Source organism: Exiguobacterium sp. FSL W8-0210 (assembly GCF_038006045.1).
Classification (GTDB): domain Bacteria; phylum Bacillota; class Bacilli; order Exiguobacteriales; family Exiguobacteriaceae; genus Exiguobacterium_A.
In genome coordinates this window covers 2,528,566-2,547,543 of record NZ_JBBOUK010000001.1, presented here as the reverse complement: position 1 = coordinate 2,547,543, position 18,978 = coordinate 2,528,566, and the positions used below count along the sequence as shown (strand labels likewise).

The window sequence follows — 18,978 nt, the reverse complement described above, 5'->3', positions numbered from 1 at the left end:
TAGGCTTATGGATTCGTAGGAGACGGAGAGGACTCAGGTGTTGGATCCTCCTCGTGCCCCGTCTCGACTTCAAGATCATTCGTTTCGATATCGTGCTCCGTCAATTCTGTGCTTGCGACTTCCGCGTAGGCATCGTCAGCAGAATGGCTTGTGTCGGGTTCTGATGAAAGGACGTCTTCTTGTTCTTCGATCAAATGTTTTTCAGATACGGTTTCGTCTAACTGGAATTCCAATGTGAGCGCATGGAGATCACCTGCGATGTGAGCGAGGTGAGCCGCTGCCGTCGTCACGGATTCAAGTGTTGCGTTTGTTTCTTGAATACTTGCAGCACTTGTCTCAAGACCTGCTGCATTCTCTTCCGTTAAAGCAAGAATGGTTCCCATGGCATCGGATACTTCTTCCGTAGCAAGCGTCAGCGCCTCGATGTCACCAGTCAATACTTCTGTTCGATTCGAGACATGATGTACGGATCCTGCGATGCGCTCGAAGTCATCGCCTGTCGTTTTGACAGACTCAAGAGACAGCTTCAAATCACTCATGACATGGTGCATCGCACTCATGGCAGTATGTGTTTCTTGTTGAATATTATCGAGGAGCTGTTTGATTTGTTTAGCGGATTCGTCGCTCTCCTCGGCCAGTTTTCTTACCTCACTCGCGACGACAGCAAATCCACGTCCTTGTTCACCAACACGTGCGGCTTCGATTGCTGCGTTGAGGGCGAGTAAATTCGTCTGACTCGAGATGGCTTGCAGCGTTCCAAGAATCTTTCCGATCTCATCAGAACGTTTGCCTAAGAAATCAGAAGTGTTCTCGATTTCTTTTTCCAATGAGTCCGAATGGCTCAATAGATCAGAAATCGTCTGTTTCGTCACGTCACTTCCTCGTGTAGCAGCGGAAGCGACGGAAGCGACTTCAGAAAGTGTCGTGGATGCGACCTGTTGCATTGCTGTAGAACGTTCCTTGACACCGTATACAGCATGGGAAGAACGTTCGGCTTGTTTCGTTTGAGTTTCACCAGCAGCAGCGATTTCTTCCATTGTCTGTCCGATATGACGTGAAGCCTTTTGTACATGAGTCGCATTGTTTGAGAGCTCTTCTGACGCATCGCGAACGGTCGTAGCGGATGTAGTCATCGCTAGAATCGTTTGTCGCAGGCGCGCGCGCATCGCGTCGAAGTTTGCACTGAGGTCTGTTAATTCATCCCGGATGAATCGTTTAGGACGATGCTGTGTTCGCAAATCACCTGATGCGATTGCTAATGCTTCACGACGGAGCATCGACAGCGGGCGATTGATCGAACGCCCGATCAACCAAGCGAACAATGTCGCGAGGGCGATCGCAACGACGAAATTGATCAATGACTGATTGAGCATGGCTTCTTTAGGCGCATACAAGGAAGCGTAATCCAGTACGACGGCTAGTTTGAATCCTGTTTTCGAAGAAGTTTGCCAAATGACGACCGATTTTTTTCCGGCGACGTCCATGATCTTCGTACCGGATTCTTGCTCTAACATGGACTTTGGAGCAGAGAAATATGCTTTTCCGTCTTCACGTAGTTGATTGATTTTTTTGAAGAAATAATTTCGGTTCGGGTGCGTGACGACCTTACCGTCTTGTGTGTAGCTGAAAACAAATCCTTTTTGTCCGATTTCAATCCGTTTCATATCTTCAGCAAGACGATTGATGCTTTTATAAACAGACAATACACCTTTGATGTTCGCTTGAGCATCTAGTGTCGCCTTAGAGAAACCGATGATGGATAATTTCGTCGCGCTATCATAGTAAGGCTCGCTCATGGCGACAGTGCTTGAATTCTCCAGCGCTTGTTTATACCAAATCTCTTTTCGAGGATCGTATCCAGGTGCGACGTCTTGTTTTGGCCAGTTAAGATAGCCGCCTTTCGTATCAGCGTATTGGATAAATGAATTTTCGATTTTTGAGGAGCCATATTTCTCAAGGACATTATAGATATCTGTTGCTTTTTGAGAAGGAGCCTCCGAAGCATCGGGTTGTTTGGTTGTATCTATGTAGTTCGGTAGAGTACCGTCTTCACGGTTGGAAGGGAGTCCGGCAAGGAGTGTTGTATCTTTTTTAGTATCATCGATGATGCGGGAAAACGATTGTTCGAGTTGCTTTAAAGCAGTTTGGGATGTCGAGTCGACCAGTTGATCGACAGTTCGGCTTGTTTGGTCATACGAAAACCAAGTGGAAACACCGAGAGTAAGAGCAGGCAACAAAATAAGCCCGATGAACAAACGACGGGTGATCGGGAGGCGCATGATGAATTCTCCTATCCTAAATAGTCTTTAAAATCTGTCTATTCTGACTATCGGAAGGGTACGGATAAATATGAAGGAATTATGTAGAGATTTTCATCATTTGAGAAATGAATCCAGTGAGGCTTCGTGATAAAATGAAGAAGGTGTCACAGAGTGGCTAGGGAGGAACAGAAATGAACATTGCTTTTTTCTTACTACCAAAAGATGAGGTGAAATATTTAGATCCTGAATCGACGGTCAGACAGGCATTAGAAAAGATGAAACATCATCGATTTACGTCCGTTCCGCTCGTCGATAATAAAGGTAAATATGCAGGGACATTAACGGAAGGGGATGTCTTGTGGGCGCTCGAGGCTAATCTAGAGCATGCAGACTACGATCACGTCTTGCAAACACGATTAACGGATATTAAACAACGTGTTCGTTATAAACCAGTCTCGATTACTGCGCAAATGGAAGAGATGATTGAGGTCATTACGGACCAAAACTTCGTTCCTGTCATCGATGATGGAAAGCACTTTATTGGAATCATTCGTCGTCGGGATATCATTGATTATTTCGCGAAAAAAGTAGCGCGCGAGAATGTCAGTTACTAAAAAATATAAAACTAGTAAAGAAAGCACTTATTTTCACGAAATGTGAGAAGAAGTGCTTTTTATTGACTTAAATCGACTTCAACATCCAGCAAAAAGAGACGATATAGAAGCATAATGACATTTTAGGGAGGACGATGTGTTGCGACGTTTATCACCAGTCTTCATCGAAGAAGCTTTTCGAAGACGATCCTACTATAAAACGTTCTCGTGGATGATTGCAGTCATCGGTCTACTTGCGATTATCGTTGCGTTACACCAATTGAACAAAACACTCGAAGAAGGAAAACGCTTCGAAGAGGCGGCAAAAGCGATTGACATCGTGATCCCAGCAAATCATGCGACTCAAGATTTAACGTCTTATTATCTTGCTTCCTTAGAGAAACAGGTTGAGGAACCACAAGTAACAAAACAAGCAGAAACCTCTCTCTCCCACTTATATGAACAGCTGAAGGAAGAGCAAGCGACTGGCCCAGCACGTAAAGAGTTGTTGGAAGAACTCACGAAATTAGAGCGTCAAGGATACGAGTCCAATCATCGCTTTTTCACAGCCTCTACGAATTTTAAAAGTGAAGTGATTTTTAATCAACTCGTCTTAAGTAAAGAGACTGGTTCATATTACGATGTGTTCTCGCATCTTATCATGATGGAAGAGCAACTTGGGAAATCGGCACAGATTCTACGAGAAGCACGTCGGGACAACGAAATTAGTTCGATTGATCGATTACGCATCCAACAAATGCGGATCGACTTGCCCATTCGACAACAATCGCTCATGAATGCCTTGTATGAGGTAGTTTCGTTACAAGACGATACAGGGCGCCAAGAGATTGCAAACATGAGAAGTCAAATGCGAAATTACACAGAAACGCTAGATGAACTGTTGAGTACATCAAACGATCAAAACTATGCGAAACTAGCTAATCAGTCTAAACAATATGAAACAAGCATGTACCAGATATATGATCAAAAGTTAAAACAGGTACAACAAGAAATGCAGCACCGAGGATCGCAAATCATTCAAAATGCTTGGTTGTTATTTGCAACAATCATTCTTGTCATTGCGGCATTATTAATATTGAATTGGTTATTATTACGTGCTTTTCGAAAAGATATTTCCTTACTACAAAACGAAGCGAATACGTTTGCTGAGGATCGACGGCAATCTGGGTATCATGTACACGAAAGAAATGACTTCAAGCCGGTCGTTCAAGCTTTCAGGACGATGACAGCAATCATAGCTGGATTACTCGATCATAGTGATGCGAATACAAAAGAGATTAAGCAGAAGAAAGCCGAAATCGAATCTCTCTTTTCTCAAAATACAGATCCAATTCTTGCTTTATCGTCGGACTATACGATTTTAAATGGAAACGATCGTTTTCGACAGTTAACGCATGCCACTTCGGGTTGGACGATTGAAGAATTGGTGCATCCAGCTGATTTGAATCGAATGCGACGAGCACTTCAACAAGCCATCGAAGGGAACAGTCAGACGATTCGCTGTAAAATGTTATTTGACGAAGATATTTTAAATATGTTCGTCAACATCATTCGCGTTCCGAACAAAGAGGATGAAACAGGTGTTGCCTTATATCTCTCTTGTCATGATGAGACAGATCAGTTTCGGCGAGAAGAACGCATTACACAACTTGCGCTTTTTGATATGTTGACGGGGTTACTGAATCGAAATGGATTTGAACAAAAGATGCAGGATGCACTGAGAGCACCACAAACAGGCGAGCTCGTCACTATCAGCATTCGTCAATTCCGCCGAATCAATGATATTTACGGTCATGGGGCAGGAGATCAGATTTTAAAGGATCTCGCGAATCGACTGAAGCATCATTTCATCGGAACCGGGCAAGCAGCACGTATTGGTGGAGATGAATTCGCTGTATTAGTCGCGCAACAGGATATCGTTGATTACGAGAAATTAAAGCAAGTCATCGAACATGTTTATGAAATTAACGGAGAATTCGTGAACGTCAGCATCAGTATGAGTATGGTCCGCTATCCGGACGATGCAGTAGCTGTCACTTCGTTATTATCCTCTGTCGATATCGCGATGCAGCATGCGAAACAACAGACAGAAGGTGGACCGGTCTGGTTCGAACCTTGGATGAGCGCGGAATATCTGGAATCGGTCGTATTGGAAGGGGAGTTACGGGATGCGATTGAAAAGAACGAGTTACAATTGTTCTACCAACCGCAAATCAACCTTGCGACACGGCAGGTGGATGGTTGTGAGGCGCTCTTGCGCTGGTTCCATCCAGAACGTGGCATGATCAGTCCGGCAGTCTTCATTCCGATTGCCGAGCGATCGATGCTCATCGAAGAGATTGGGATGTGGGTCGTCGCTGAAACGGTTCGCCAAGTAGAGGCGTGGAAAGAAACGGAGCTCGGATCGCTTCGCGTCTCAGCAAACTTATCCGTAAAAGAGCTCGTCTCTGGTCGGATTGTGGATTACCTGACGGGCGTCCGAGAAATTCATCCTGGAATTGAAGACCGGATGGAACTCGAAATCACGGAATCTTTCGGTGTCTTTTCGGACGGACGTGTCTTTGAGGCGCTTCAGACGTTACACCAAATGGGTTATCGTCTGGCAATCGATGACTTTGGTACTGGTTATTCGTCTTTATCCTACTTGAGTCGATTGCCTATTCAGCGACTGAAAATCGATCGCTCATTCATCAGTGGTCCGGATGCCTGTTCGAACGCACCGCTCATCGAGACGATCATTAAACTGGCGCATACATTGAAATATGATGTTGTCGCCGAAGGCATCGAGGAACTGGAGCAGGCGAATCATCTGCAACAGCTGGATTGCGAGTATGCACAAGGTTTTTATTATTCAAGACCAATCCCGGCAGACGAGTTCCGCGTCTGGTACGGAAATTATCATGAAACGCTTTTATCTGAATGAATCACTAGTTACAGTCTAAAGATTGAGGTCTCTTAAAATAGAAAAGGTGAGTTTCCGGACGGAAACTCACCTTTTTCAATGGATAAATTGAGGAAATCGAATAATTAAACGCGATCGAGCACGAGGTCGTCCGCTTGTTCGAGATACGCTTTGACCGGTGCGACCGCTGCCTCGACCGTACCTGGTGCGAACGGAGACTTCAATCCAGCACGTTCGACGAGCGTGAGGAAGCTTTCCGATCCGCCGGCACGACAGAGATCGAGATACGACTTCCAAGCCGCTTCCCGGTCTTGTTCCATCCATGCATAGAACTGGAAGGCACAGACTTGAGCAAGTGTGTAATCGATATAGTAGAACGGACTACCGAAGACGTGTCCTTGTTGATGCCACCATGCACCTGAATCGAGATAATCGTTCGCTTCGTAATCACGATGCGGTAGGTATTTCTTCTCGATCGTCCGCCATGCTTCGCGACGCTCAGCTGGTGTCAATTCCGGTTGGTTGTAGATGACGTGTTGGAACTCGTCAATCGCAACGCCGTACGGAAGGAATGTGACGCTTCCTGCGAGGTGATTGAATTTGTATTTCGCTGTCTCTTCACCGAAGAACTCTTCCATCCACGGATAAGCGAAGAATTCCATCGACATCGAGTGGATCTCACACGCTTCATACGTTGGGAAAGCACTCTCTGGAGCTGTCAGGTGACGGCTCTCATAGACTTGGAAGGCGTGCCCGACTTCGTGAGTCAGGACATCGATGTCGCCTGCCGTTCCATTGAAGTTCGAGAAGATGAACGGGAGTTTTTCGTCTGCGATGTAGGTACAATACCCACCGCCGGCTTTCCCAGGCTTCGCCGTTAAATCGAGTGCTTCCCGGTCGAGCATGTAGTTGAAGAACTCGTTCGTCTCCGGTGACATCTCCGCATACATCTTTTTGCCGCCTTCGATGATGAACGACTCTTCGCCTTTCGGTGTCGCATTCCCAGACTTGAAGGCAAATCCTTCATCGTAGTAATACAACTGATCGACGCCGATCCGTCGTTGCTGGCGCTCTTTGAGTTGTGTCGCGAGTGGAACGATCGTCTCGCGGATTTGTTCGCGGTATTGTTCGACCATTGATTGGTTATAATCGACGCGGAGCATCCGTGCGTATCCGAGCTCGACGAACGATGGGAAACCGAGTGTCTTTGCGATATCTGTCCGGATCCGGACGAGTTTGTCGTAAATCGTATCGATTGCTTCACCATGCTCGTTTAAATAGCCATAGCGTGCTTCAGAAGCTGCTTTACGGACATCACGATCAGGGGATTGAAGATATGGACCGAACTGCGATAAGTTGAGCGTCTTGCCATCGAACTCGATTTGAGCAGAAGACATCAGTTTTGTATATTCACTCGAGAGACGGTTCTCTTCTTGGAGTTTCGGAATGATTTCTTCCGAGAACGTCTTCAGGCTCGCTTCAGCAATTAGGAATAACTGTTTGCCTTGCGTCTGTTCGAGTTCACTACGGAGTGGGTGCGTCGTCAACGCTTGATAATAGCTTGAGACATATCCTTGATAGATTGCACTCGCTTCATCAAAGAATCCTTGCTCCGTTTCGTAAAACGTATCACGTGTATCAATCGTATGACGGATCTCGACGAGCTGGCTTGCCGTTTCAAATTGATTTCTGAGGGTATTAATCTCAGTGATGGCTGCGTTTGCTTCATCTACCTGTGTGGCTTCCGTCAGTCGAGCGATCGCTTGATTCATTGATGTTTCAAGCAAGGCAAGGTCAAAACGGACATATGTAATTTCTGAAAATGGTAACATGTAAGCGCCTCCTTATGATTTCTAACTATTATCACACAAAAATACTTGCAAAACTAGAGGGACAAACGTATGCTTTTTGTGAGAACGTGAGCGAGCTGTCTAACAGCTTACTCCTATAAAAAATCGAAACTTCCATTCGGAAGAAAAACGATCGAGAAAGTAGAGGGATAGTATCATGGGATTCTTAAAAAAATTGTTTGGTGGTAACGACGCAGGAAACGCGAAAATCGCTTCTGCACTTACAGGTAAAATCGTCAACATCGAGAACGTACCCGATCAAGTTTTCTCTCAAAAAATGATGGGCGACGGTGTCGCGATCGAACCAACAGAAGGTAAAGTCGTCTCGCCGATCAACGCGACGGTCGAAACGATCTTCCCGACGAAACACGCAATCGGTCTTAAAGGTGAAGATGGTCTTGAACTCTTGATCCACGTTGGTCTTGATACCGTTAACCTCAAAGGCGAAGGCTTCACGGCTCACGTCCAGTCAGGTGACAAAGTCAAAGCAGGAGACGTCCTCGTCGAGTTCGACCTTGACTACATCCGTGCGAACGCACCATCGACGATCACACCGATCATCGTGACAAACCACGATCAATTCACGCTTTCAGCTGTACCAGCTGAAGGAACTTCTGTTGTCGCAGGTGACACAGAGCTCTTCAAAGCAACTCATAAATAAGATACGATACGCCTCCATCCCTTGCGGATGGGGGCTTTTTTGATGTCTCCTCCCTTGTCTTACCGTTTTGTAAGAGAAGTGAAAGCAAAGTCCATTTTGAGAAAAGCATGGAAGGACTAGACTAAGTGTAATGAATCAAACACAGGAGGCATTACAGATGAAAGCAATCTTACAAGCAGAACAAATCTCAAAAACCTATCAAACGAAAACCGCGCGCCACGAAGCACTGCGTCCGACGACGCTCCGTGTTCACGAAGGAGAGTTCGTCAGTATCATGGGTCCATCCGGTGCCGGGAAATCGACATTACTCAATTTATTATCGACGATCGATCAGCCGACGGACGGCTCGATTTTAATCAACGGAGCAGATGTGACAGCGATGAAGGAAAAACAATTGGCCCGCTTTCGCCGGGAACAACTCGGCTTCATTTTCCAGGATTTTAATCTCCTCGATACGATGACGGTCCGGGAAAACATCGCCTTACCGCTATCACTCGCGAACGTTGATAAAAAAATAATTTTAGAACGTGTCGATCGTGTGGCGCGCCAACTTGGTATCCACGACTTACTCGATAAACGTCCGGTCGAACTATCAGGTGGACAAAAACAACGGACAGCTGCCGCGCGTGCCATCATTCATGATCCGTCGCTCATTTTAGCCGACGAGCCGACCGGTGCGCTCGATTCGAAGTCCGCGACCGGATTGCTCGAAGCGATGCGATCACTGAATGATGAAGGCGCGACGATCTTGATGGTGACACACGATCCGATGACGGCGTCTTACGCGGAACGAATTCTGTTCGTCAAGGACGGAGAGCTGTTCAAGGAAGTCCATCGCTTCGGTTCGCAGAAGGAGTTCTTCGAACAGATCATGGAAGTCCAGCGTGAACTCGGAGGTGCCGTCCGTGAGCTTGTCTAAACTGGCGTTTCAAAATTTGAAGAACATTCGTCAAAACGTGATGTACCTCGGTGCGGTCACATTTGCGATTCTGATTTACTATACGTTCCTCGCGATTCGATCGAATGAAGCGATGCTTCAGGCGAACGAATTGTACGGAAAACTGGGAACAGTCTTTACCGGAGCAAGTGTCATTCTAGCGCTTTTCTCTGCCATCTTCATCTGGTATTCAAGTGACTTCTTTTTGCGCCGCCGTAAGAAGGAAATCGGACTTTATGCATTGCTTGGTTTAGAACGGGGGCAGATTGCTCGCCTGATCTTCCTTGAGACGATGGGGTATGGGGTGATTGGTCTGATCCTCGGGATTGCGATCGGTACCGTCGCTTCGAAATACTTCGTGCAGTTGCTGGCTTCCGTCATGGCGATGCAAGTCGATGCGACCTTTACGATCAGCGGAGCTTCCGTCATACAGACGATCGGTGTCTTCCTGTTGATTTTCTTAATCATCGCTTTACGTTCGGCACGAACGATTTATCGTTTTACATTGATCGAATTGTTCAAGGCAGAACAACAAGCGGAATCCCTTCCGAAAGTTCATCCGATTCTAGCCGTTCTTTCGGTCGTCTTGATCGGTGTCGGTTACTATTTAACGGGACAACCATTGATGGATCACTTTACGATCGTCGCACCGCTTTTGATGCTCTGCGTCATTCTCGGGACGTTCGGAACGATGAGTTATTTCACGATCTTCTTATTGCGCGTCTTAAGTAATCAAGCGCGGCACTTTAAAGGGACGAACTTAATTCTGCACGGGCAATTGTTGTCACGGATCAAATCGAATGCCGTCATGCTGTCGACGATTACGGTCATCACTGCCGTAACATTGACGACGGTCGGTACAGCGACATCGATTTATTACTTCATCGATCAGACGGTCGAGGAGCAAGTCCCGTACAGTCTGTCGATTGCCAGTAAACAAGCGGAAGCGGAAAAGCTGATTGCGAAGTCTGACCAGAAGATCGACAGCCGGACGATGGTCAACGTCAAGAACGTCGACCATGAGATGACCGATCTGCCGAACCCTTTGACGTTTACACGTTACTACGCGACGTATGCATATGAAGACCAACCGGGACAATTCAGCTACGTCAACTATTCGGACTACGTCAAGCTCGCGAAAGCGAACGGGAAAACGGTCATCAAAGAACCGAAACAAGGCGAAGCGATCGTCCTTGAGACGTTCAAAGGAAACGATTTGTTAAAGATGAAAGTCAAATCGCCGGTCGGTGTTAAAATCAAGGACGTTCATGATTCCTTTCGTATCACCGCTGCGACGAATCTACCAATCGCTCAACTTTATGAGAAACAGCGACTTGCCTTCGTCGTAAACGATGATGCGTTCGCGAAGATGCCGGAAAAAGGCTTCACGCTGACGAATTATCAGTTCTCAGATGAACGTCATGACGATGGATTGATGAAACAGTTGACACAACTATATGGAAAACAAGCGGACACGGAGATGGCGGCTTATTATCCTGTCTACGCGATGACGACGGCAACGACCGGCTTACTCGCGTTTGCTGCCGGCTTCCTCGGACTCGTTTTCTTGCTTGCGACAGGTTCGATCATCTACTTCAAGATGCTCGCGGAAGCAGAAGAATCGAAACAACGGTTTGCCATCATCCAGAAGATTGGTGTCGATGAGAAGGAACAGACAGGCATCATCCGTCGCCTTGTTGGATTCGTCTTCTCTTTACCGTACGTGCTCGGACTCGTTCATAGTTTAGTGGCGATGCAGGTCTTGCAGAAACTGTTGAACTACAACATCGTTCGTCCGACATTACTTGCGATTGTTTGTTATACGATCGTCTATCTGATCTACTATATCGTCACGGTCCGTGCGTATCGCCGCATCGTCACGTGATGAACTAAATAGGGGGACACAGAACTGGAAACGGAATAATCGTTTCCAGTCCTTTTTGAGTTCGTTATGATAAAGGGAGAAGGAGTTGACAGAAACGATGCATACGATTTTATTAGTCGAAGATGATATGAAGATTGCTACACTATTGAAAGAACTACTCGAACGCTATGATTTTAGAGTCGTCGTTGAAGATGGGCGAGGGGATGTCGTCGCGGTCTATGAAGAGACGAATCCGGACGTCATTCTATTAGATGTCAATTTACCGAAGTTTGACGGTTTCTATTGGTGCCGGCAGTTACGGATGAAGACACGGGCACCGATCCTGTTCATCTCGGCACGGGTCGGGGAGATGGATCAAGTCATGGCGCTCGAATACGGAGCGGATGATTACATCGTCAAACCGTTCCAAGGAGCGGTCGTCATCGCGAAGATTAAAAGTCAGATTCGCCGAGCCTATGGCACGCTGTCGAACGAGACGGATGAGCGAACGGTGACGAAAGAAGGTGTCACGTTGTACTTAGATCGTTATATCGTCGAGTACGGGGAACAGTCAATCGAACTGTCAAAAAAAGAGGGGTTGATCCTTGAGATGCTGCTGACGGCAAGTCCACGGATCGTCAGTCGGGGCGATCTGCTCGAACGGATTTGGGATGACGAAGCGTTCGTCGATGAGAATACGTTGAACGTCAATATCACGCGTGTCCGCAAACGACTTGCCGAGATCGGTGTCGCCGGACTTGAGACGGTGCGAGGTGTCGGTTATAAACTGGTTCTTGAACCATGAAGCTCTTTTTACGGCACGCGATACCAGGCATCATCTTCTTTACCGGACAAATGCTGATTTTATATGCCGTCTTATGGCTCTATGATTTGTATCGCCCAGCAGCCTTCTTTTATATCGTACTTTTGAACAGTATCGGTCTTCTGATCTATCTCAGTTATCGTTTCTTCAGCATGCTTCCGTTGCTACGACGGATGCAACAGCCGGTTCAATCGGTCGCAGAACCGATTCGCAGTGATAGTGAAGAACCGATTTCCGTTGCCGTCGAACAATTTTTAGAGCGGCAACAGACATTGTTTCGAAACAGTCTGTTTGCTGAGCGACGAAAAGAAAAGGAACGGCATCGGTATGTCGATCAATGGATTCACCAGATGAAGACACCGTTATCCGTCATCGAGTTGATCCTTGAACACCCAGGAGAACACTATCAAGCGGATTTACGTCAAGAGGTCGATCGATTGCGCAGTGGACTCGACCAGATGCTCTATTCGTCACGTTTAGAAGCGATCGAGACAGATTTGAAGGCGGAACGATTGGCACTGAAGCCGCTCGTCACGAGTATCATTAATCAAGAGAAACGATTATTCGTTAAAAATCAGGTCTTTCCGAAACTCGATATCGCTGACGACGTGTACGTCTACACGGATGCGAAGTGGTTTCGTTTCCTCGTCCTACAGCTCGTGACGAACGCCATCAAGTACACGACGGGACATGGTCGAGAAGTCGTTCTGACGGCAGAAGTGACAAACGGGCAAGTCGTCCTTTCGGTTCAAGACGACGGTGTAGGGATTCCAAAACGAGACGTCCCACGTGTCTTTAATGCGTTCTTTACGGGCGAAAACGGACGACGTTACGGAGAATCGACCGGGATGGGGTTGTATTTCGTCCAGCAGGTCTGCTTGAAGCTCGGGCACGAGATTGAACTCGAGAGTGAAGAAGGGGTCGGTACGACATGCCGGATTCGATTAGTAGGAGGTCGCGCACATGATTGAGGTTAAACAATTAGGGAAGGTCTATCCCGGAAAGGTGACGGAACAACCGTTGACGGATATCAATTTCCGAGTCGAAGAAGGTGAGATGGTCGCAGTCATGGGACCATCCGGTAGCGGCAAATCAACACTAATCAACTTGCTTGCAACACTCGACGAACCGAGTTGGGGGTCAATCCTGATCGATGGCGTCGATACAGCGACGTTCAAGCGAAAAGAGATGACACGTTTCCGGCGTGAGACGCTCGGGATCATCTTTCAGGAATTCAATTTACTCGACTCTTTGACGCTCGGTGAGAACATGCTCGTCCCGTTGATGCTGTCGGGGAAAAAGACGAAGCTCGCGCGGGAAGAGATGGAGGAGTTGGCACGTCGTCTACAAATTGATGATCTGCTAGATAAACAGGTCGATGAGGTCAGTGGTGGACAACGACAACGGACCGCGATCGGTCGTGCCTTGATTCATACACCACGTCTGATGCTTGCGGACGAACCGACGGGAGCACTCGATTTCCAAGCAACGAAACACGTCATGGATGTCCTAGCCGAGTTGAACGCGACGGGGATGACGATGGTCATCGTGACACACGATCCACAAGTCGCGTCGTATTGTAATCATGTTTTGTTCCTAAAAGACGGTAGTATTCAAACGGAGTTGTTCCGCGATGAACCGCGCCGTATCTTTTTCCAACGGGTCATCGAATCACTATCGCTGCTAGGAGGGGATGAGCATCAATTATCTGCAATACGCCCTACGTAACATCCGGCGTTATCAGCGGTTGTATTATGGCTATGCCTTGACGATCATCATCGCGATGACGATCGTGACGAGTTATTGGAACTTGTTGACGAATGGATCGTTCCAAAACGTCGCTAAAATCCTCAGTCAATTGAATCAAGTCATCGAGATGACGATTTTCTTCGTCTTCATCGCGGAGCTGATCATCCTATTCTTCAGTGTCCTGTTCATCTATTCGACGACCTATACGATGCTTGAGCACCGTAAGAATGATTTGCGGACGATGCGGACGCTTGGCAGTGGATTGTCACACTTCTTAAAGTATTTCTTAATTGAAGTCTTGATCGTTGGTGGTCTAGCCATCACTGCGGGGATGATTCTAGGTAATGTCTTGACGAAGATGCTGTTGCTGTCCGTTGTCAAGGTCATGTTCTTACCAGCAATCGAATTCGAATTATCCTTTTATGCGATTCTTGCTTTGATCGGTGGCGCTTTCCTTGTTTTGCTGACGGCAACGGTCCTTGCGATCTACCGCTTTCGTCCCGATCGACCGACTCGTTCCCGTTCGCTATTTCGAAAACGAGTCTGGATTCTGACGCAAATCGGAGCGTTACTCCTGTTGATCTATGGTTATGCCTTAGCATTTGTTCGGACGGAAGGATTTTATATATTTTTCCCACTTGTCATCTTCATCGGATCGTTTTTTATTTGTCGATATGTCTTACCATGGTTGACCAAGTTATATCGACCATGTCGCTTGTCGCTGCGGAAGCTGATCGTCTCGGAAATCGCCAATCAATTGCGAACGAATAGTACGCTCATTGCCCTCGGAACGATTCTGACATCGTGTGCGCTAACGGCAGTCGGACTGGTCTTCTTGTTTCAATTGATTGGACTCGACTTATCATCCCAAAATCAATTCGGTCTCGTCTATTACGAAGAATCCGCTCAACCGACGAAACGATTGAAGGATATCAAGCAGACGATGACGGAGGCATTCCCGGATCGCTATCAGCAGGATATCCAAGTGAAGGCAGAAGGAACGCGCGTCCTCCTACCGATCTCGTCGTACAACAAGATGATGCGGCAACTGCATCTTAAGGAGCGGACAGCGACGGGACGCCAAAGTTTCTTTGTACCTGCACGTCCGGTACAACTCGAAGAGAACACACCGACGATGAAAAAAGCGAAACAGGCGATGGAGAAAGCCGACTTTGAATTACTTCCCGCTGCTTCTCACGATTTAGTATTTGGTTACAATTATCAAATCGAGACGATCTTCGTCGTCAGTGATGCCGTCTTTCAAACACTCAAGCAACCCGTCCGCCAAATCGTCGTCTTCGATACGCCAGCCTATCATGATTATGGAACGAAGGACTGGAAACAGTGGATGAAAATCGTCCGCAACATCCAGTCGGCAGCAAAGCTAGATGATAAGCAACCGGTTCCCTATCAGTTAATCAACGAGACGGAAGATGAGATCGACGGGATCCGAATCGTACGACTCGTCACGTTCGTCGTCGTTCTCCTGACGATCTGGTTGTTCGTCATCAATGCGAGTTTTCTGCATGTGTGGATGCAAATGACGGCGGAACAGGAACAAAAGCGGATGAAGACGTTGTTTGCACTAGGGTTCGGTTCGGGGAACATCCGCTGCTACTTGTTAATGAAGTATGGCGCTGTTTTGCTGATACCATATCTGATTTCTGTCTTTCATGCCTTTTTATTGTTCCAAGTCGTCGTCACACAAGCCGGACTACAGACGGGGTCATTTCTTAACTTAGCTGTATTTTGGATCAGTATCGTCACGGTCGGGTACTTCTTAAGTGTCCTACCGATTTGGTTGCGTTACCCACGGCATCTGTTCCGGAATTCATCCGAAAGTTCGATGTATCCGACACCGGATTCAAGGGTATGATGATACCATAGGAATAAGGGAGGGAATCGTATGCTAGACCATTCACCATATCGGGGTTACGGTGACCGGATTCGTATTTTACGGGAGCGTGCCGGGATTACGATCGAACAGTTGGCTGAACGACTCGGCGTCGCACCGTACTTCATCCGCCGGACGGAGCTCAGCGAAGTCTATCCAACCAAACCCTACATCGAAGCATTGGCGGACGTCTTGAACATCGACGCTAGTTATTTGGCACGGCATATCTGGACGGGGGAGTCGTTGAAATTCATCATGCAACAGAACACACCGCTCGAAGAGATGAAGCTTGCTTATGAACAGACGCTCGGACAAGATGGAACGTGGGTCGAGGAACAGCTCGAAGAGCGAATGCGCCTGTTTGATTTAATGTATGATGAGGACGTCAAACGGATCGAGCAGACGATGAGTGCGACCGAGCAACGGATCTTCCATGAGCTCGTCGAAGCCGTGATGGAAGCAGGGGAATTGCAACGCGATCAAGCGGAAGAGACGTATGAGTTGTTCGAGGATAAATTACCATCGATGATGCAACTCGATGAATATCTCGATCGCATGACGGACGGTGTTTCTTTATCCAGTTCGACCTATTATGCGGATTACAGCGACCGGAAAAGTCGTTCCCGCTACCATCGTAAATAAAAAAAGTCGCTGTCTTCTGATTGACGTTCAGAAGACAGCGACTTTTTATTAACGTTGTGGCATCGGGCGTGGACGACGCGTCTTTTGACGGATCCGACCGATGATGAAACCAATGATCGCATTTGCAATGACAAGTACCCAACCGACATAGCCGAAATTGAGAGTTAAGCTACCAAGCATCGCTTGCCATTTGAAAATCATCATCACATCACCACGCAAGACGAATCGCGCGATACAGACGAGTAAGACAGTCAGTCCGGCGATGAAGACACCGACCCAGCTTCCGTATAAACGGGAAGAGTGGCGGCGCACCGCAACGAAGGACCAGCAAAAGAGGCTAGAGACGAACGCCATGCCTCCATAGGCAAGGACGAGTTCCCATGTCGCACTCGCTTGCGGGAATTTCGTGAACATGACAAGTGACGAGACCATGGCAGCAGCTGTGAAAAGGATCGCTGCCCAAAAACGAGACCGCATAACGTAGTTCCTCCTAAAGGCTTTTTCTCACCTAACGATAGCGGAAACGATTCGTCTTGTAAACTGTTACCGGCGACCGCTTAAGATCCGGCGCAACTGTTTGAGTGGATTCGATCCATAGAACAGAACACCACCCCGATAGAATTTTGTTCCGACGAATAAGGCAAGCGAGATGCTGATCAGCATCAAGATGAGCGAAATTGACACTTGCCATAGCGATACATCGGTCAACATGACGCGCAGGAACATGACCATCGGTGTGAAGAACGGCACGAATGACAGGACGACGACAGCTTGGTTCGTCAGTGCATTCAGACTAAACATCGAAATCATGAAGGCAGCAACGATCAACAAGATGACCGGTAACGTCACTTGCTGCGCATCCTCGACCCGACTGACGAGCGAACCGAGTGCCGCGAGGAGCGTCGCGTACAGGAAGTATCCGAGCAGGAAGAAGACGAACAGATAAATGATCGTCCGAGCACTCAAGGAATCGAGTGATAACTGATCGAATAAACTACTACTTTGAGCACTGTAGTAGCCGACACCAACGAGAATCGACAATTGTACGAGACTGACCGTAGCGATCGAGAGGATCTTCGCCAGCATATGTTGAATTGGACTCGCTGCTGAAATCAGCAACTCCATGACACGGGATGACTTTTCGTTCGCGATTTCCGTGACGATCATCCCGCCGTAAATTGCAATCGTGAAGTACATCAAGAACAACAAGACATAGACGAGCGCCGAGGCAGCAAAGAGTTCATCTTCACTTTTCCCACCCGTCGACGTCAACTCCTGTTTGACAGGAACAGGTTCAGCGAGCGAAGCAAGGACGTTCGGATCGATTTCAGCATCCGTGATGACGGCTTGATCGCGGACTTGTTTGACGACTGTTGCGACCTGTGTCTGTAATTCAGACTCAGGACTAGCACTGACGAGTGTCACGTCATACGAATCCTGAACGATTGCCACGGCATCGAATGTACCGCGGTCGACTGCCTTTCGTGCTTGTGCGACCGTATATTCCTTCGTCGTGATGTCTGAAGTGACACCAGCCTTCTTCAAGGCCGGACGAAGATTGGTCGACAATTCACTGACGAGAGCAACTTTTGGATCGTCACCCGAAAACCAGTCGAGAATCCGTTCGATATTGCCAAAGCCAACAAGGAACAGGACCATCAGGACCGTCGAAATCAAAAAGCTTTTAGCACGTAATTTTTGAAGTAGATTGAAGCGATATAAAGTCAGGAATTTACGGTTCATAACGTTTGCCGACCTCCTCGATGAAGATATCTTGCAGGGATAACTGATCCCAGACGAAACGATCGACATGGTGTCCATGGCTGACGATATGTTGAAGAAGTTGATCAGCCGTTTCTTTTGAAGAGACTTGGACGATATGTCCATTATTGTCTGACTCGACTTGTAGAACACCTGGCAAGCTATCCCACAGGAGTGGCGGGGCATCTGTCGTCAAGAGGACACGTGTTTTTCCGTATCCCGCTTTGATGTCAGGAAGATAGCCAGCAACGACGGGTTTTCCGTGATCGAGGATCGCGACGTGTTCGCAGAGTTCTTCGACATGATCCATCCGGTGACTTGAGAAGACGATCGTCGTTCCGTCGACGGTTAACTTTTTGACGGCACGTTTTAATTGTTCAGCGTTGACCGGGTCGAGTCCGCTGAACGGTTCATCTAAAATCAGCAGTTCAGGTTTATGTAGGACGGCAGAGATCAACTGAATCTTTTGTTGATTTCCTTTTGAGAGTTGTTCGACACGCATTTTTTCATACTGGGGAATTTGGAAATAGTCGAGCCATTCCGTCAAGGCTCGTTTCGCATCCTTCCGTTTCATGTCCCGGAGTTCTGCGAGGAACAAGAGTTGTTCGTCGACGCGGACTTTTGGATACAGACCTCGTTCTTCCGGAAGGTATCCGATTTTTGAAGTCGGAATACGCTCTCCATTCCAGGTGATCGATCCTTCAGTCGGTTGCAGTAGACCGAGCAGCATCCGGAACGTCGTCGTCTTTCCAGCACCGTTCGCACCAAGCAAACCAAAGATTTGCCCGCGTGGCACCTCGATCGTCAAAGCATCTACGGCCGTAAAATCGCCGAAACGCTTCGTGATGTGTTTGATTTCTAACATAAGAACCTCCTTTAAAGACGTCTGTTGCACGACAAGTGTATCATTGTTACTTAGTGTCCTACGGTCAAAAATGGGTAAAGGTTCCAGAAAGCAGTAATGAAAAGGCTTATCGGTTTACTTTTTGTACATTAGTTACTATTATTGTGTTAATAGAT

At 47.4% G+C, this 18,978-nt stretch carries 15 protein-coding genes; 10 read left to right on the top strand and 5 right to left on the bottom strand.

From position 1 onward, the window contains the following. Positions 1-5 precede the first annotated feature (5 nt). Positions 6-2,279: a methyl-accepting chemotaxis protein gene (locus MKY22_RS13295; protein WP_290777088.1), complete on the bottom strand. Its 2,274-nt coding sequence runs from the start codon at positions 2,277-2,279 to the stop codon at positions 6-8. Positions 2,280-2,452: 173 nt separating this feature from the next. On the opposite strand from MKY22_RS13295, the gene MKY22_RS13290 reads away from it, so the two are divergent. Both MKY22_RS13290 and MKY22_RS13285 read left to right on the top strand, forming a co-directional pair. Next, positions 2,453-2,875, top strand: coding sequence for a CBS domain-containing protein (locus MKY22_RS13290; RefSeq protein ID WP_023469329.1), 423 nt, complete (start codon positions 2,453-2,455; stop codon positions 2,873-2,875). Between the two features lie 136 nt (positions 2,876-3,011). Further along, entirely contained in the window at positions 3,012-5,798 is a 2,787-nt protein-coding gene (locus MKY22_RS13285) for a putative bifunctional diguanylate cyclase/phosphodiesterase (RefSeq protein ID WP_341089137.1), read from the top strand. Positions 5,799-5,902: 104 nt separating this feature from the next. Here MKY22_RS13285 and MKY22_RS13280 read toward each other — a convergent pair whose 3' ends face one another. Beyond that, positions 5,903-7,609: a M3 family oligoendopeptidase gene (locus MKY22_RS13280; RefSeq protein ID WP_341089135.1), complete on the bottom strand. Its 1,707-nt coding sequence runs from the start codon at positions 7,607-7,609 to the stop codon at positions 5,903-5,905. A 175-nt stretch (positions 7,610-7,784) separates the two neighbouring features. Here MKY22_RS13280 and MKY22_RS13275 point away from each other — a divergent pair, with 175 nt between their 5' ends. The 8 genes from MKY22_RS13275 to MKY22_RS13240 all read left to right on the top strand — a co-directional run bounded on the left by MKY22_RS13275 (position 7,785) and on the right by MKY22_RS13240 (position 16,197). Further along, positions 7,785-8,288, top strand: a complete 504-nt coding sequence (locus MKY22_RS13275; protein ID WP_035396161.1) for a PTS sugar transporter subunit IIA — start codon at positions 7,785-7,787, stop codon at positions 8,286-8,288. 157 nt (positions 8,289-8,445) lie between these two features. Continuing rightward, a complete protein-coding gene (locus MKY22_RS13270) occupies positions 8,446-9,207 on the top strand; it encodes an ABC transporter ATP-binding protein (protein ID WP_341089131.1) in 762 nt (253 codons plus the stop codon). Further along, positions 9,194-11,110 (top strand): ABC transporter permease, encoded by a 1,917-nt coding sequence (locus tag MKY22_RS13265; protein WP_341089129.1) that lies wholly within the window; start codon positions 9,194-9,196, stop codon positions 11,108-11,110. Before MKY22_RS13270 ends, MKY22_RS13265 begins: the two co-directional genes overlap by 14 nt. 97 nt (positions 11,111-11,207) lie before the next feature. Then, a complete protein-coding gene (locus MKY22_RS13260) occupies positions 11,208-11,894 on the top strand; it encodes a response regulator transcription factor (protein WP_047393119.1) in 687 nt (228 codons plus the stop codon). Further along, positions 11,891-12,883 carry a sensor histidine kinase gene (locus MKY22_RS13255; protein ID WP_214727670.1) on the top strand — a complete coding sequence of 331 codons (993 nt, stop codon included), beginning with the start codon at positions 11,891-11,893 and terminating at the stop codon, positions 12,881-12,883. The genes MKY22_RS13260 and MKY22_RS13255 overlap by 4 nt, the downstream gene beginning before the upstream one ends. Next, positions 12,876-13,640: an ABC transporter ATP-binding protein gene (locus MKY22_RS13250; RefSeq protein WP_029342560.1), complete on the top strand. Its 765-nt coding sequence runs from the start codon at positions 12,876-12,878 to the stop codon at positions 13,638-13,640. The genes MKY22_RS13255 and MKY22_RS13250 overlap by 8 nt, the downstream gene beginning before the upstream one ends. Further along, positions 13,606-15,537, top strand: coding sequence for an ABC transporter permease (locus MKY22_RS13245; RefSeq protein WP_341089121.1), 1,932 nt, complete (start codon positions 13,606-13,608; stop codon positions 15,535-15,537). The genes MKY22_RS13250 and MKY22_RS13245 overlap by 35 nt, the downstream gene beginning before the upstream one ends. Positions 15,538-15,567: 30 nt before the next feature. After that, the gene (locus tag MKY22_RS13240; protein WP_029342558.1) at positions 15,568-16,197 is read left to right on the top strand and encodes a helix-turn-helix domain-containing protein; all 630 of its coding nucleotides are present in this window, start codon (positions 15,568-15,570) and stop codon (positions 16,195-16,197) included. Positions 16,198-16,245: 48 nt separating this feature from the next. Here the strand turns inward: MKY22_RS13240 and MKY22_RS13235 are convergent, their stop codons facing one another. The 3 genes from MKY22_RS13235 to MKY22_RS13225 all read right to left on the bottom strand — a co-directional run bounded on the left by MKY22_RS13235 (position 16,246) and on the right by MKY22_RS13225 (position 18,823). Beyond that, positions 16,246-16,674 carry a hypothetical protein gene (locus MKY22_RS13235; RefSeq protein ID WP_029342557.1) on the bottom strand — a complete coding sequence of 143 codons (429 nt, stop codon included), beginning with the start codon at positions 16,672-16,674 and terminating at the stop codon, positions 16,246-16,248. 66 nt (positions 16,675-16,740) lie between these two features. Beyond that, complete coding sequence (locus tag MKY22_RS13230) at positions 16,741-17,940, bottom strand: ABC transporter permease (RefSeq protein WP_341089116.1); 1,200 nt, start codon at positions 17,938-17,940, stop codon at positions 16,741-16,743. After that, positions 17,930-18,823 carry an ABC transporter ATP-binding protein gene (locus tag MKY22_RS13225; protein WP_290777074.1) on the bottom strand — a complete coding sequence of 298 codons (894 nt, stop codon included), beginning with the start codon at positions 18,821-18,823 and terminating at the stop codon, positions 17,930-17,932. The genes MKY22_RS13230 and MKY22_RS13225 overlap by 11 nt, the downstream gene beginning before the upstream one ends. Between the last annotated feature and the right edge of the window lie 155 nt (positions 18,824-18,978).

Coding starts and splice junctions, on each gene's coding strand:
- MKY22_RS13295 (WP_290777088.1), bottom strand. CDS start 2,279: ATGCGCCTCCCGATCACCCGTCGTTTGTTCATCGGGCTTATTTTGTTG.
- MKY22_RS13290 (WP_023469329.1), top strand. CDS start 2,453: ATGAACATTGCTTTTTTCTTACTACCAAAAGATGAGGTGAAATATTTA.
- MKY22_RS13280 (WP_341089135.1), bottom strand. CDS start 7,609: ATGTTACCATTTTCAGAAATTACATATGTCCGTTTTGACCTTGCCTTG.
- MKY22_RS13275 (WP_035396161.1), top strand. CDS start 7,785: ATGGGATTCTTAAAAAAATTGTTTGGTGGTAACGACGCAGGAAACGCG.
- MKY22_RS13270 (WP_341089131.1), top strand. CDS start 8,446: ATGAAAGCAATCTTACAAGCAGAACAAATCTCAAAAACCTATCAAACG.
- MKY22_RS13260 (WP_047393119.1), top strand. CDS start 11,208: ATGCATACGATTTTATTAGTCGAAGATGATATGAAGATTGCTACACTA.
- MKY22_RS13255 (WP_214727670.1), top strand. CDS start 11,891: ATGAAGCTCTTTTTACGGCACGCGATACCAGGCATCATCTTCTTTACC.
- MKY22_RS13250 (WP_029342560.1), top strand. CDS start 12,876: ATGATTGAGGTTAAACAATTAGGGAAGGTCTATCCCGGAAAGGTGACG.
- MKY22_RS13245 (WP_341089121.1), top strand. CDS start 13,606: ATGAGCATCAATTATCTGCAATACGCCCTACGTAACATCCGGCGTTAT.
- MKY22_RS13240 (WP_029342558.1), top strand. CDS start 15,568: ATGCTAGACCATTCACCATATCGGGGTTACGGTGACCGGATTCGTATT.
- MKY22_RS13235 (WP_029342557.1), bottom strand. CDS start 16,674: ATGCGGTCTCGTTTTTGGGCAGCGATCCTTTTCACAGCTGCTGCCATG.
- MKY22_RS13230 (WP_341089116.1), bottom strand. CDS start 17,940: ATGAACCGTAAATTCCTGACTTTATATCGCTTCAATCTACTTCAAAAA.
- MKY22_RS13225 (WP_290777074.1), bottom strand. CDS start 18,823: ATGTTAGAAATCAAACACATCACGAAGCGTTTCGGCGATTTTACGGCC.